12 protein-coding genes and 1 pseudogene are annotated in these 15,255 nt (G+C 45.3%); 7 read left to right on the top strand and 6 right to left on the bottom strand.

Going from position 1 to position 15,255, the window contains the following annotated elements:
* Positions 1-15 precede the first annotated feature (15 nt).
* A complete protein-coding gene (locus KTG12_RS17540) occupies positions 16-2,814 on the top strand; it encodes a polysaccharide lyase family 8 super-sandwich domain-containing protein (RefSeq protein ID WP_022321500.1) in 2,799 nt (932 codons plus the stop codon).
* A gap of 7 nt (positions 2,815-2,821) precedes the next feature.
* Positions 2,822-4,162, top strand: a complete 1,341-nt coding sequence (locus KTG12_RS17535) for a dihydroorotase (RefSeq protein WP_005635110.1) — start codon at positions 2,822-2,824, stop codon at positions 4,160-4,162.
* A gap of 42 nt (positions 4,163-4,204) precedes the next feature.
* On the opposite strand, the gene KTG12_RS17530 is transcribed toward KTG12_RS17535, so the two are convergent.
* The 6 genes from KTG12_RS17530 to KTG12_RS17505 all read right to left on the bottom strand — a co-directional run bounded on the left by KTG12_RS17530 (position 4,205) and on the right by KTG12_RS17505 (position 9,889).
* The gene (locus KTG12_RS17530) at positions 4,205-4,747 is read right to left on the bottom strand and encodes a radical SAM protein (RefSeq protein ID WP_005635107.1); all 543 of its coding nucleotides are present in this window, start codon (positions 4,745-4,747) and stop codon (positions 4,205-4,207) included.
* Entirely contained in the window at positions 4,734-5,066 is a 333-nt protein-coding gene (gene queD, locus KTG12_RS17525) for a 6-carboxytetrahydropterin synthase QueD (protein WP_005635104.1), read from the bottom strand. The genes KTG12_RS17530 and queD overlap by 14 nt, the downstream gene beginning before the upstream one ends.
* Before the next feature lie 493 nt (positions 5,067-5,559).
* A complete protein-coding gene (locus tag KTG12_RS17520; RefSeq protein ID WP_155144273.1) occupies positions 5,560-7,119 on the bottom strand; it encodes an STN and carboxypeptidase regulatory-like domain-containing protein in 1,560 nt (519 codons plus the stop codon).
* A gap of 30 nt (positions 7,120-7,149) precedes the next feature.
* Positions 7,150-7,998, bottom strand: coding sequence for a FecR family protein (locus tag KTG12_RS17515; protein WP_155144271.1), 849 nt, complete (start codon positions 7,996-7,998; stop codon positions 7,150-7,152).
* Positions 7,991-8,542: an RNA polymerase sigma-70 factor gene (locus KTG12_RS17510; protein WP_005635095.1), complete on the bottom strand. Its 552-nt coding sequence runs from the start codon at positions 8,540-8,542 to the stop codon at positions 7,991-7,993. Before KTG12_RS17510 ends, KTG12_RS17515 begins: the two co-directional genes overlap by 8 nt.
* Before the next feature lie 78 nt (positions 8,543-8,620).
* The gene (locus KTG12_RS17505) at positions 8,621-9,889 is read right to left on the bottom strand and encodes a carboxypeptidase-like regulatory domain-containing protein (RefSeq protein ID WP_138272984.1); all 1,269 of its coding nucleotides are present in this window, start codon (positions 9,887-9,889) and stop codon (positions 8,621-8,623) included.
* Positions 9,890-10,040: 151 nt separating this feature from the next.
* On the opposite strand from KTG12_RS17505, the gene KTG12_RS17500 reads away from it, so the two are divergent.
* From KTG12_RS17500 to KTG12_RS17485, 5 genes and pseudogenes are all read left to right on the top strand, one after another.
* Complete coding sequence (locus KTG12_RS17500) at positions 10,041-10,604, top strand: RNA polymerase sigma-70 factor (protein WP_022321504.1); 564 nt, start codon at positions 10,041-10,043, stop codon at positions 10,602-10,604.
* A pseudogene (locus tag KTG12_RS21875) lies at positions 10,605-10,751 on the top strand (cAMP-binding protein); the annotation flags it as partial. It lies immediately after the preceding gene.
* 411 nt (positions 10,752-11,162) lie between these two features.
* Entirely contained in the window at positions 11,163-12,521 is a 1,359-nt protein-coding gene (locus KTG12_RS17495; protein ID WP_022321505.1) for a hypothetical protein, read from the top strand.
* Positions 12,522-12,608: 87 nt separating this feature from the next.
* Entirely contained in the window at positions 12,609-14,303 is a 1,695-nt protein-coding gene (locus tag KTG12_RS17490; protein WP_022321506.1) for an OmpP1/FadL family transporter, read from the top strand.
* 210 nt (positions 14,304-14,513) lie between these two features.
* A complete protein-coding gene (locus KTG12_RS17485) occupies positions 14,514-15,107 on the top strand; it encodes an RNA polymerase sigma factor (RefSeq protein WP_005635085.1) in 594 nt (197 codons plus the stop codon).
* The last annotated feature ends 148 nt before the right edge of the window (positions 15,108-15,255 follow it).

Below are 15,255 nucleotides of genomic sequence, written 5' to 3'. Positions count from 1 at the left end.
TCTATAATATATACCATGAATTTACGAAATAAAGTCTCTTTTTTTCTACTCTCTTTTGTGGCGGTTCCATTGTTTGCACAGACACCGCAACAGGAATTGGAACGGCTTCAACAAAACTATATCCAGTCTTTTATATCGAATGACGACCGGATGGCTTCATTGGTGGAACTCTTGTCAGGTATACAGCCTGAAATGGAAATATCCGATCAGGTTGTCGTTGAACTCCACCAGCGTTATCCTTTCAACGTGGAGAAAATAGCGGGATATATGGAAACGATCCGAGAAGACGGTTCCTGGCCGGATATTAACTATAACGACCAGAAACGATCGGGCTGGTCTGTCAAGGAACATGCCGACCGGGTGCTGGGACTAGCCAAGCTGTACAGGGCTGAAGAGGGCGATTGTCATTGGGAACCGAAGCTCGAATCGGTCATTCACCTGGCATTGGGCTACTGGTTCCGGGAGAAACCGGTCTGTAAGAACTGGTGGTATAACCAGATCGGTGTTCCCAAGACATTGGGACCAGCTTTCCTCCTAATGAAAGAACAATTGAACCCGGAGGAAAAGGAAGCCGCCATCGAGGTGATGGAAAATGCCAAGTTCGGCATGACAGGACAGAATAAAGTCTGGCTTGCCGGGAATGTGTTGATGCGTGGACTGTTGCAGGATGATTTCGAATTGGTAAAGGCTGCCCGTGATACTATTGTATCCGAGATTACGACTGGTATGCAGGAAGGGATCAAAAGCGACTGGAGCTTTCATCAGCACGGACCGCAGCAACAATTCGGAAACTACGGATTGGCTTTCCTGACGGAGATGAGTTCTTATTCCGGCCTGTTTGCGGGAACCGTTTTTGCCCTGAACAAGGAACAACAGGGAATTTTGAATTCTTTCCTTCTGAACGGCTATCGTTGGATTGTCTGGAAAGGGTATATGGATGTCAATGCTCTGGACCGGCAATTGTTTCATAGCGGGCAGATACACAAGGCATTCAGTCTGGCTTTTGCCACAAATGCCCTGATGCGTGGCAGTTCCGCTGAAGATATCCGGCAGATGAATGAGTTCCTGAAAGATAACTATGCTCCCGAAAGAAAAGGTAGTGCTTTCATCGGGCATAAACATTTCTGGGATTCTGATCAGACCGTTCATCGTTTCTCCACCTGGATGGCTTCGGTCAAGATGGCCTCTGACCGGGTGATCGGCACGGAGTTGGTGAACGAAGATAATTTGAAAGGCTTTTATATGGGCGACGGTGCTCTTTATACGTACTGTCGTGGTGACGAGTATCTGAATATTTTTCCTTTCTGGGACTGGCGGAAGATTCCAGGCATTACCGCTTATGAGAGCGAGGCTCCCGTTCCTGCTTTTTTCAATTATGGGGCGCATGTGAGGAATAAGACTGCCTTTGTCGGAGGTGTGACGGATGGTGAAACCGGAATGACGGCAATGGTCTTGGATCGGGATGGTTTGCAGGCGCACAAGTCCTGGATCTTTACCCGCGATTATGTCCTTTGCTTAGGTGCCGGGATTCGTTCGGACAGCATTTTGGCGGTTACGACATCTGTAGACCAGCGGGTGAAACGGGGCGATTTGCTCCGATATGCCGATGGTAATTGGTTGCCGGTACAGGGAAAGTATGTTTCTTCTCCGGAGGAACAACGTTTCTTCCATGATAACACAGGGTATATTCTGTTACAACCTTCCGCCTATGTGGCCATTTCGGAAAAGCGATCCGGGCGCTGGTGTGATTTTATGGGATCATATGCTCCTAAAATGGTAGAAGGAGAGATTGTTAGTCTCTATATCGATCATGGAAGAGAGGATAACGCCGATTACCAATATTTGATCCTTCCAGCTTCTACCGCCGAAAAAACCGCAGCTTTTGCAGTACAGGATATCCGGGTGATCCGGAATGACACATCCATTCAGGCTGTTGCTGCCGGCAACTGTTTTTATGTGACGGCGTATGAGCCGCAGGTAGTAAACTTGCAAAAAGACTTGCAGGTCGATTTACAGACTCCGGGTATTTATATGTTCCGTCTGCATAATGGAAATTGGTTGATCGAAGCTGCCGATCCGACACACAAGCAACATTCCCTGTCGCTCAAAATGAATGGGAAGGATGTGAAGATCGTCTTCCCTCCCTGTCATGAACCGGGAAAAAGCATTTCTGCCCAACCGTTTATCAGTGCTCCTTTTTCCAAAGGAATCAAAGTGGATGGTAAACAAGACGACTGGAAAAACGTCTCGGCTGTAACTGGTCTAATCGCTCCCTGGGACGGGGCGGAAAAAGACAAAACCGCTTTTTATGCCTGTCATGATCAAAAGAACCTGTATTTCCTGTATGAGGTGTCTGATACTACTTTGGTTTATAATGACGAGAAGACGGAGGCTTCTGTCGGTAATGGAGACCGGATCGAGTTTTTTATGAGCAAGGATTCGGAGATGAAGACGTATTATTGTGCGGAGATCGATCCGAAGGGGAAAGTGATGGATTATGAAGCGCATAACTATCGTAAGTTTGATTTTAACTGGAACTTCAAGGATCTGAAGTTGGCAACTTCCGTCGGCAAAGATTCTTACCGTGTGGAAGGGAGCATTTCGTTGAAGACGCTAAGAAAATTAGGGTTGATTTCTCCGGAAGGTGAAATCCGCATGGGTGTTTACCGGGCCGATTATTTCGACGATGCCGGGGAGCGCGTGATCTGGTCATCCTGGATCGTCCCTGATGCTGCCGAACCGGATTTCCATATCCCGTCTTCTTTGGGAATATTAAAACTGGAGAATTTCGTACCTTTGTCACGACTAAAATAAAAGAAATATGAATAGAACGCTGATAAAAAACGCCACTATCATTAACGAAGGCCGCACCTTCACCGGTTCGGTACTGATCGAAGATGATAAGATTGCCGCAGTATATGAAGGGACAATTCCGGCTGAGTCCGGTGATGCGACCGTGATAGATGCTACAGGTAAATACTTGCTTCCGGGTGCTATCGACGATCAGGTGCATTTCCGTGAACCGGGATTGACGCATAAAGGCGATATCGCCAGCGAAAGCCGTGCTGCCGTAGCTGGTGGGGTGACTACCTTCATGGATATGCCGAATACGAAGCCTCAGACGACAACTCTTGCCGATCTGGAATGGAAATTGCAACGGGGAGCTGAAATGTCGGTTGCTAACTATTCCTTCTTCTTCGGCGGGACGAACGACAATATGGATGAAATCCGTAAACTGGATCGTAGCCGTGTGCCGGGTCTGAAACTCTTTCTCGGTTCTTCCACCGGTAATATGTTGGTCGATAAGAAGGATAGCCTGGAACGTATTTTCGGCGAAGCCGGGATGCTTATCGCTATCCATGCTGAAAAGGAGGAGGTCATCAAACGGAACATCGCTCATTATACGGGCTTGCACGGTGACGACCTGGATATCTCCTTCCATAGTAAGATCCGTAGCGAGGAAGCCTGCTATGCTTCCTCGTCCGAGGCAGTTGAACTGGCTACCCGTCTCGGTTCCCGTCTGCATATTCTGCATCTTTCGACAGCAAAAGAACTTTCTTTGTTGAGTAATAAGCTTCCGATTAGTGAAAAGAAGATCACAGGTGAAGTATGTGTGCATCATCTTTGGTTTTACGATGGCGATTATGAACAGTTCGGAAACCGTATCAAATGGAACCCGTCGATTAAGACGCTGGCAGACCGTACGGCACTGCGTGAAGCCGTTAATAACAACACGATCGATATTGTGGCGACCGACCATGCCCCGCATCTCCTTTCCGAAAAGGAGGGAAGTTGCCTGAAAGCCGCTTCCGGAGGTCCGCTGATCCAGCATTCGCTTATTGTTATGCTGGAATTGGCGATGGAAGGCCGTTTCACTTATGAAAAAGTGGTGGAAAAGATGGCTCACATGCCTTCAGAACTTTTCCGCGTGGATCGCCGTGGCTATATCCGTCCAGGTTATTATGCCGACCTTGTCTTGGTCGATCCGAAAGAAACCTGGACAGTGGCAAAAGAAAATATACTGTATAAATGCGGTTGGTCTCCTTTCGAAGGCTATACATTCCATCATGCCGTTTGGAAAACATTCGTCAACGGGCAACTGGCCTATGACAATGGACGGGTGAATGATGAGGTTCGCGGGATGGAAGCTCGGTATAGTTGAAAGGTGAAAGTTAATTTTACGTCTCTTTATAACTTTCACCTTTCAACTGATATCAATAAGTTTGTGCGTTTGCAAGCTGAGGTGCCATTGGGGGTGGTGGAGGATGTACTCTACCACCTCTTTTGTATTCAGGCAGGAACAGGGTTGGAGGAAATGCCAGGTTGCTTTCAAACCGGCGTATTCCGTCAGGTCCTGTCCTGTATAGACCACTTTGATCTCATCTATATGTGTCAGCCTCAAGGGAAACCCTTTCGGGGAACAGGTCACCCAGTCGATGCCTTCCGGCAACGGGTTTGTCCCGTTAGTCTCGATGCAAATATATTTTCCTGCCATGTGTAGCAGATCGATAAAAGTCTGGTCGATCCAGAGCGAAGGTTCGCCTCCTGTCAAGATAACGACATTTGAAGGAAAGGCTGAAATAGCTTGTAAAATATCTTCATCAGACATCAAGATCCCTTCCTCGTGTCGGGTATCACAAAAACTGCATTTCAGGTTGCATCCGGAGAAGCGGACGAAAACGGCAGGCGTACCCGTATGGAAACCTTCTCCTTGGAGACTGTAGAATATCTCGTTAATCTTTCTCATAGATTGCCGTGTTTCCTTCTGATTCCTGAACTTCTACTTTGTAGCAGGTGGGAAGCTGGTCGCATATCCACCGGGCGATATTCTCGGCTGTCGGGTTAAAAGGGAGCACCTCGTTGAGGTTCCGGTGATCGAGCTGATCTTTTACGACCTGCTTGATATGGGTGAAATCGATCACCATGCCATCTGTGTTTAATTCTTTGGAACGGCAATGCACGGTGATAATCCAGTTGTGACCATGCAGATATTCGCATTTGCTCGGATAGGAAAGCGACAGACTGTGAGCTGCCGAAATCTCCATACGTTTGATAACGGTATACATACGATAAAACTGTTTTAGAATATTATGCCTGCACCTAATGTCACCTCGGTACAAGGTGCAAATTTACTGAAAAAATCGGGTTCCGAAGCGGTACTTAATGTATTGAAATATTAAAAATATCTGTAACTGTTTGTATGTATTTAAAACAAAGATCAGGGGAGGATCTATCGTAAAAATGAACTTTTTTGTTGTGAAATAAAAATATTATGTATTAATTTGCTTCATAATCAAAGATATGAGGTGGTTTTAATGTCTCTGAACCAGTATTTCGACAGCAGTCCTATATTGTTAAAAAATAGAAGAAGCTGCAAATAAGTTTCGATAATCTTAAAAATGTGTTTTATAATATCTTTTTTTATTTGTTCAGTAATTTAAAATGCCTCATCTTTGTAAGCAGATAACCTAAACAATCTTTTTGCCTTAAAGACTAATACCTATTAAAACCTATAAAGAGGACCTTTGAGAAAAGGTCCTCTTTATGATTTTTAGAGGGTTACTCTTCCGTTTCTTCTATTTTTGACGATATTTTCCCAATCGCATCATTGAGTTTTTCTTCAGGTGGGATCATGTTGAAGTTGCCCCAGAACTTTTCATCGTAAGTAAATCGGGTTTCCGCAAAGATTGTCCGTGTCGGTAATGCTTCGCTACGGGCAAAGCGGCTTACTCGGTTCGTGTCTATTTTGCAGGTAACCATCTCGAACCAGGTATGCAATGGGAAAGTTCCGAACAGTTGTTTCCTTTTCTTTATCCTGAAAAAGAGGTCGCCTCGGACATGGTTGATGTAATATTGGCCGTTGTAAGGTTTGTATGTTACGGTATAGATCACTTTTTGGGGAGTGATCTTTAGGTTGCGACTCTTTTTCTCCACCAGCATCCCGGTAGCCTGTTTAATGTATTTGGGGTTGATTTCGAAATGGGCGCGGAGCAATGCGTTGTTTTCCGTGTCGATATACAGTTCTCCCCGGTAAAGGGCGGAGTTGATGTTTCCTTTTTGTTCGAAATAGATCACATGGGCTAACCGGTCGTCGATCACGGCGATATCGGAAGATGCATACATATAAGACTCTATCTTTTCATCTATCAGAAGGAAGTCAGGCAATTCTTTTATCAAGTCCAGGCTCAGGCTGGCGTTGATTCCCGACTTCATCCGGGCGATGATCGTGTCTTTTTCCTGCTGGCTGATGATCCGGCGCATTTTGAGCAGTTTGACCTGGTCCGGTGCCGGATTGGGCTTGTAGGCCGATTTGTAAATTTTGAATACAGCTTCCGTCAATCCTACGAATTTATTTTTTCGTTCGATTCCTTCCCGGTAGAAAGTAGTCAGGTAAGCGGGTGATTGCGGGTAGTTTTTCCGGATGTTTTCTTTCATGTCTCGAAGCAGGCGGAGTGGGTTGACGATGCGCACTACGACTTCTTGGATCGGGATTATTTTGGCATCGAGCGTGATCACCGTGTGTTGTCCGGCGAGAAGAGAGGCCTCTATCTTGCGGGGTTCGTAGCCTAAGTGGGAGAAGTAGAGCGTAGACCGGCGAAGCGAGTCGGGCAGCGTGAGTCGGAACTCCCCGTTTGCATTGGTGATGCTGCCGATTGAAGTAGCAAGGACTCCTATAGTGCCCGCCTTGATCGGTTCATTCGTCTGTTGGTCTTGTAGGATTCCTTTGACAATAAAATGGTTGTCTGCCTCTTTTGGAGGAATGATCTCGGGAATGGCTGTTTGCCTGGCAGGTTGCGGCCCGGAGATCAGGATGTGATCGCCTATCACACGCAAGCTCAGTTCTTTGTTTCCTGTGATCAGGTAAATTGCCTGCCGGATGGTGTAGTCTCCTTTCGGGATGCGTACCGTTTTTTCATTATCGATCAGCTTGCTGTCATAGATAAAGAGAAAGCCGGTTTGTTCCGATACTTTGTCAAGCAGGCGGTAGACGGTATTTTTTTCTTTGGATAAGTGAATCATGCGGGCCAAAACATCATCGCCTCCCTCTGCGCATAACAGGCCTGTCGGAAGCAAAAGCATCCAAAAGCACAGACAGAGAAGGCGAAAAATCTGAATCATTAGCTTCACTATATAAATAACATTTAATTGTCAATTGAATAAAAGGATCATGTTGTCCTGTCGTGTTTTCTTCAAATCGAGGGCAAGGCAGATCAGTTCAGCCATCGCTTCGGGTGTATCATTGAAGAAGGTGACGGTAAGCGTCCGGTTCCATAGCTCTGGTGTCGTTTCCAACCGGGTATCCGGATTTTGCAGATTGATCACCCGCAGGATATTGCCTAATTTTTCGTCTTTGAACCTGATTCGTTTGGTATAGCGGTCGAATAGTGCCGGATCGGGCGTCATGCTCAATTGCAGTCTTCGGGAGAGGAGCGTGACGGTTTCCCCGGCTTTTACATGGATGTCCTGTCCGTCCTTCTTCAACGTCACTTTTACTTCCCCTCGCTGTACAGACAGTTCGAAAGGGGTGCTATCGTTACTTTTCACATTGAAGGCCGTCCCTAACACTTCGATGCGTGTATCTTCGGTTTCAATCACGAACGGCCGCTTGTGGTTGCCGGTTACATCGAACAGGGCATTCCCTTGCAAGCTCACTTTCCGTCGGTCGGATGAGAAATGTTCAGGAAACTTCAATGAAGTATTTCCTGCCAGGTAGACCACGGAACCATCCTCAAGGGTGGTTACCAATGTCGTTGCCGTCTCACTGTTCTGACGGGTGAGCAGGTTCGGATCGGTATCCTGCCCAGACCTGTTCAGGTAGGTGACAGAGACAAGCAGGCAAAGAAGGGCGACGGCAGCAGCGGCTACTCCTCTTTTCCATGCAGGGCTTCTGAATGGCGAAGCCGGTCTGCTCGAAAGCAAACCTTCTTCATCCAGACGTTGGTACAACGTATTCCAGGCCCGGTCTGTTTTTCTTTTATTTCTTTCTGTTTCAATCATATTTCATGTAAATCTCTAATTCGTCTCGTAGTGTTCGGAGTGCTTTCGTCATTTCGGCCTCGACTGTTTTGACTGAAAGGGAGAGGTTGGATGCGATTTCCGCATATTTCTTTCCTTCGAAACGATGCATCCGGAATATGCGGAGACGACGTTCGGGAAGCTTTTCGAGTGTCCGGTTTACCAGAGCTTCCAGTTCCTTGTATTCGATCTGCTCCTGTGGGTCGTCCGGTGTGTCGTCTTTATCCGGGTGGGAGAGGATGGCATCCCGATAACGGTTGCGTACATCCTGGTGTTCCCAGTACTGGAGGGATTGGTTACGCACGGCCCCATACAAATAGCTTTTTATCGTATGAAACAATTGTAACCGTTCCCTTTCCTTCCAAAACACATAGAATAATTCTTGTACGATCTCTTCCGCAATATCCATTCTTCCGGTTATGCTGGCTGCAAACATACAAAGAGGCATATAATACAGACGGAATACTTGTTCAAAAGCTTTGACGTCTCCATTTTTGATCTTTGTAAGTGTAAGCAGGTCTTTCATGTTTAATAATTATTCAATGTGCCAATTGAGAAATGTGGCTAATTTATACATTAATCTGCTCATTGGCAAATTGGCACATTACCTATGTTGCTTCTTCAGTTTGTTGACAGCGTGTTCCAATGATTCTGTCGGCTCGATGATATTGTAGGAACCCCAGAAACTTTCATCGGCAAAATTGGAAACCTTGTCCGATAAGGACTGGCTGGATCTGAATGCCATCTTGTAGGGAATAGTGTTTATGCCGCTTTCCTTGCCATCTGTTACGACCATCTCCGAAAGGATGGTGTAATTGGTTGAGAACAATTTGCGTTTCCAGTCGCATTTGAAGCGGACGCCGTTACGGATGTAGCTCAGATAAGTCAGCCCATTGCGTTCCTTGTAGTTGACCAGGAACGAGACTTCGACCGGTTTGAACCGTAACCCGAACGGCTTTTTCCGGAGGATCGCCTGCGTGGCCTTGTTGTGGTCGTTCATGTCGAGAAAGAATTCGGCCCGCGTGAAAGAGAGCCGTTTCTTGTCGATGTATAGTTTTCCATAATAAAGCGCATACGGTAATATGGCTTGCGGCTCGAAATTGATAACGTATTGTGGCCGGTCGTTGATCGTTGTCGATTCTTCCATCCGAAATTTATAGTAAGGCAGGCTTTCCAGGTCGAGCAGTACATCCGGATTCTTCACCACGTCCACATAGACGGACAGGTTCGGGCCTCCCAGCAGTTTGACGGCCAATGTGTCGCTCGCTTTCTGGCTGAGCAGCTTGCGCCCTTTGAATATCTGTACGCGATCGCGGTCTACTCCCTCGTCATAAGAAGTCTTGTAGATATCGATCACCGCTTCCGAGATGTTGATATACCGGCGCCCTTTCTGGGCCGTTTCACGATAGAATCCGGTCAGGAGGCTATGCTTCGAACTGTAGTTGGCCGGAATCTTTTTGATTGCTTCTTCCACCAAGTAACGAGGATCGCGGGCATGGATGATAACTTCGTCGAGCATATTCGTGTAGGGGGTCAGCCACACGGTCTGTTCTTCCACATCCTTGCCGTTGAGTTCTATTTTACTGTTGAAATATCCGAGGTGCGAAATCTCCACTTCTTTGGCATGGATGGAATCTTTTACCTTGAAAGAAAACTCACCGTCGGCGTTCGTGACCGTGCCGGTCGTACTGCCTGGAATAGAAATATTAACATATTCCAGGCTCTTTTTGCTCTTTTTGTCTTTTACGATACCACTGACCGTGATGTATCCCCCTTCGTCAACCGAATCCGTTTGTGCCTGTAAAGGCGTGAATCCCGCCAGCGACAGTGTAATGAGCAAGTATCCCCATAGTTGTTTATGCATCGCTTTCATATCTCATATAGTTTAATAAGTAAATATTTGTGCTTGTATTACTAAGATGGTTCAGCCGGCAAATACCCTATGCTTCGTCCCTGGATTTTTTTATAATGATGGACATAGTTTGAAAATTTGACTATTTTTGCGCAGGTTATAAGATGAGACGATGACAGAGCAGGAGATAAGGAAATATTTAAGGCGGATCGAAGAAGAGAATTCCCAGACTGCTCTGCGTAGCTTTTATAATCTTTGTTTCGACCGTTTCTTTCGTATTGCCTACTACTATCTGCATACGGAAGAGTGGGCACAGGAGGTTGTCCTCGATGTATTCCTGAAAATATGGGAACGTCGCGAGTCTTTGCACCATATAGCCAATTTGGAAGATTATTTCTTTGTCACGATAAAAAATGCCTCTCTGAACTATCTCGAAAAGGAACAACGCCGGAAAGACATGACGGCGGATGCTTTTGACGGTGTGTCCATCTCCGGTGAATCGCCGGAAGACATCCTGGTCAGTGAGGAACTTTTCGCCCATTATGTCAAGGCCCTTGATCGTCTGCCGGAGCGATGCCGTGAAATATTTATCCGTGTACGTGAAGAAAAGCAGTCTTATGCCGAGGTCGCGAGAGATTTGGGTATAAGCGTCAATACGGTCGATGTACAGTTACAGAAAGCGATCGGGCGGATGCGGGATATGTTGTCGCGTTATATAAGCGGAACCGAAAATTGAGACAGTTGGAGTGATGTCCGTGAGCAATACGAGACCTTGTTGCGTACGCGCCCGGACCTTTTCCAACGGGTCCCGTTGAAGCATATTGCTTCATTCCTGCAAATTACCCCGCAGTCGCTTAGCCGGATACGCGCCTCTGTGAAATAACATTTGTTTTTTACACGTTTATCATTTAGTAAGTAGAGTCTGTATTTTGCCTGGCGGGTAGAAAGGTGAAAAAATATATTACCCGCAAATGTTGTTTCAAAATGCATGTCTTATATAATCCTATTTACATGGGGTGGTCTTGACATTTTTGATACACGGTCATTTCTGTATGTTGTGCAGCGTTTCTTTTTTCCAAAGCATCTTATCTATGATGGGGATTATTGGACGATGAAGCTGTTCGGATGGTTAAAGTATATATAAATGCTTGGAAACTATTTGGAAACAGCTATATTTGTGAATAAAATGGATGGTTTTTATTGGTGAGGCAGAAAGGGTATTAAACTTACCCCTCTGTATTTAGTCTAAAGAGTAGAAATATTATAAAGTAGAGGAGAAACGAATATGAAACCCATGAAATTAACATCTTTGATGGTGATGCTTTTGGTAGGCTTCAGTGCCGCAGCCCAGGAGGAGTTCTTTGATGATGTGTATTTCTCTTCCAGCAAAAAAGATAAAAAAGAAAAAACAGAAGAGAAGGTTATACAGCCTAAAGAGGATGCTGAACGTACTACGATGACGTCTACATACAACACCAGCAAAAGAAAAAGTGCTGTGTCTGATGAAGAACGAGATGTAGATGAATATAACCGTCGCTATACTTCGGTTGACGTGGAGGAGCCGTATGATGAAGATTCAGACGGTGAAGTCTTGGCCGAATATAACGACGATATGGATAATGAAAAAACAGTCGCTTCCGATTCTAAAAAGGAACGTCGTTCGGATACGGAATATACCGAGCGTATCATCCGTTACCATTCGCCGAGCAAGATTACGATTGCCGGAGCAGACCAAGTCGATCTGTATCTGAGTGACGGATATTATGCTTATGGCTACGATACGGATTATTCCAACGGCAGTACCAACGTAAGTGTCAATGTGAACATCGGCAATGGCTGGGGCGGTTACTATGATCCGTGGTACAGCGGATGGTATGGTGGCTGGTACGGCGGTTGGTATGATCCTTGGATTTACAGCCCGGCCCGCTATTGGGGCTACGGTCCATCCTTCGGTTTCGGCTGGGGTTGGGGTGGTTTCTATGCCGGCTACTGGGGCCCGTCTTGGGGCTGGGGTCCGAGTTATTGGGGACCTGGTTATTGGGGTGGCGGCTACTGGGGTGGCTATTGGGGACATCATCACCATCATTATCAACCGAATTATTATCGGAATGAGACAGGAAGACGTTCTTCCTATGCAAGCAATTATAGAGGAAGTGGTGGGCGAAGCAGTAGTTCGACCTATCGTTCCGGTACGCGTAATCGCTATAACGGATCCGTTACTTCGCTAAGGGGGGATAACAGCAGCATTGCGGCGCCTAACCGCAGTACCCGCTCCGGACGTCCGGCTTCTTCAGAAGGCACGTCCCTCCGTAACAACTCTGTTTCAACACGACCTTCATCTGTTGGCACTACGACGAGAACCCGTGTGAATCGTCGGAATGATTCGGGCACAATCGGCTCTTCTTCCCGATCCCGTATTTCGGGTTCGTCAAGTCGTCAGCAATTGTACGCGCCTTCGAGAAGCAGCAACCGGAGCAGCATCGACAATGGCAACAGCCGCTCTTATCAGTCACGAAGCCAGAATAGTTATAGCCCTTCTCGGAGTACTTATGCTCCTTCGAGAAGTAGTGGTGGCAGCAACCGTTCGGGCTCCTTCGGTGGAGGTAGCAGCCGTTCGGGAGGTGGTAGCAGCAGAAGCGGCGGGCGTCGATAAGGATAGGAATGTTTGGCGAAGTAAGAAATAGTAGGGGGCAGTTTTGCCCCTTTCTCTATAAAGTATGATTTATATAAAGAAAAAGTGATGAATAGAATAGCATGCTTATTAGTTTCTGCATCCCTGTTGAGCAGTGGCGTTGTATTTGCACAAGGAGAGTTGGATGCCTACAGGTATTCTCAAACGGAGTTGAATGGTACTGCACGTTATTTGGGCATGGGAGGCGCTTTTGGCGCATTGGGCGGAGATATTTCGTCCATGTCGTCTAATCCGGCAGGTTTAGGAATCTATCGTAGTTCAGAAATTGTTACTACATTGAGTCTGTCTTCGATCAAGGCAAAATCGGATTGGGGCGGTTCGAAGGTGGATGCGAATAAGACGAAGTTTAATTTTGATAACATTGCTTATGTCGGATATTTTCCTACTGGAAACGATGAAGGTTTGATCGGGTGGAATGTCGGTTTTTCCTACAATCGGGTGAAAAATTTCAATCGTAATTATCGTTTGCGTGGCACTCAAAATTACTCATTGGCTGATTATGCAGCAGCTAAGGCGTCTTATGCCGGAACGGATCGGAATAGCGGTGAATGGTTTGGTATTCCAGAAAATGAAATGCCTCCGTTCGGTGTGGTCAACAACGAATCAGATTTGGTATATGATAAGTTAGGTGCTTATAATGGTGGATGGTTGTCGGGATTGGCTTATCAATCGGGGATGATCGGTGCAAATCAGGCAAACGTGAATGATACCTATTATCACTCTGCTTTTGCAGAATGGGATCAGAACAATCAGAATTGGTATTCAGACAGTCGTCCGGATGATGTCGGTTTAGATGTGAGTGAAAGTGGCGCTATTGACCAGTATGACTTTTCGTTTGCAACCAATATTTCGAATCGGGTTTTCATCGGTGCGACGATTGCGGTGACAGATTTGAATTACCGTATGTCTTCCAGTTATTTTGAAAATTATCTCTATACGGATAACAGTATGGATTATTTGGATTGGGGCAATACTTTGAGAGTGGATGGTACGGGATATTCATTTAATTTGGGTGTTATCGTGCGTCCTGCCGATTATCTGCGTTTAGGGGTTGCCTATAATTCTCCCATCTGGTATAAGATGACAGACTCTTATTGGGGATATGCCGATACGCATAATGAAAACTATCCGGAGGATCCGGATGTAAGTGGAGAGACTCCTGCCAGCCCGTATCCTTATACGAATTATAAACTTCGTACAGCAGACAAGTGGATTTTTAGTGTGGCTGGTATTATCGGGCAGACAGCATTGATCAGTTTGGATTATGAATTAGGAAATTATAAATATATGAAGCTTTCCGATCCGTATGGATATGAGCATTATGAAGCTTTGAACCATGATTTGATCCAGAAGGATTTCGGTTTGGCCCATACGTTGAAACTGGGGGCGGAAGTGAAAATCACTCCTCAATTCGCTGTTCGTGCCGGTGCTAACTGGCGGACAAGTCCGATGAAAAAGGAGTTTAGAGAAGGGGCTTTTGAGGTATTTCCGGCAGGGACAGTGGCCCATTACACTTTGGATAAAGGAACAATTTCCTATTCGGTGGGGTTAGGATATCGTTTCACTCCTAACTTTTATATGGATTTGGCCTGTGTATATCGCCAATATAAGGAAGATGCTTATACGTTTTCTAAAGTTATTATAGAAGATAATAATGGTCTTCACACGCTTGTCGATTCAGAAGCGATCGGTCTGAAAACAAACACAACCCAGGTTGCTCTTACGTTAGGTTATAAGTTTTAATAAATATAGGTGTTAGGTGAATCCTCTATCCGTGTAACTTTTTACGGATAGAGGATTTTTTTGCAAAAAATAAAGGAAATGTTTGCCTATTTAAAATACTTTTTGTTCTTTTGCCTTTGTAAATATAAATAATATTATTGTCTAACAATTTTAAATATCGTTGCCTATAGCATAAACATTACTCAAGAAAAAACTAAAAATATAGAAGTAATGAAGACTTTAAGAATGATGACTGACGAAGAGCTGGTCGTTCTTTATGCAGAAGGTAATAATGCTGCTTTCGATGTATTGTTGAATCGTTACAAAAGTAGCATACACTCCTACATTTACTTTATAGTCCATAACAAAGATCTCACAGAAGATATCTTTCAGGAGACTTTTGTCAAGGTGATTATGACCATTAAACAAGGCCGTTATACCGAAAACGGTAAGTTTAAAGCATGGATTACCCGCATTGCTCATAACCTGATTATCGATAACTTCCGTCAGGAACGCAGTGAAAATACGGTTTCAAATGATGAAGTGGAAGTGGATCTATTCAATAATATCAAACTTTGCGACGGCACGATCGAAGATAACATCGTACGCCGTCAGGTATTGTCTGATGTGAAAAAGTTGGTGAAGCACCTTCCCGACAGCCAACGCGAAGTATTGGAAATGCGTTACTATCAAGATCTCAGTTTTAAAGAAATTGCCGATATTACAGGTGTAAGCATCAATACGGCTTTGGGACGTATGCGTTATGCGATCTTGAATATGCGTCGTATGGCGGAAGAAAACAGTATCGAGCTGTCGATGGCTTGATAATAAGAGCCTGTTTAAATTTTGCATTTGTTGGTTGTGAGAGTTGTATTGAGGATGTTTTTCTGTAGGAGATGCCGTCTTTTTTGTTGAAACACGTGACTTATTTTGCTTCAAACAGTCAGAAAAAGTGCCGAAGATTCCCGTTTAC

It is taken from the genome of Parabacteroides sp. MSK.9.14 (genome assembly GCF_019041495.1).
Classification (GTDB): Bacteria; Bacteroidota; Bacteroidia; order Bacteroidales; family Tannerellaceae; genus Parabacteroides; species Parabacteroides merdae.
This window is presented reverse-complemented; position numbering and strand designations above follow the sequence as displayed.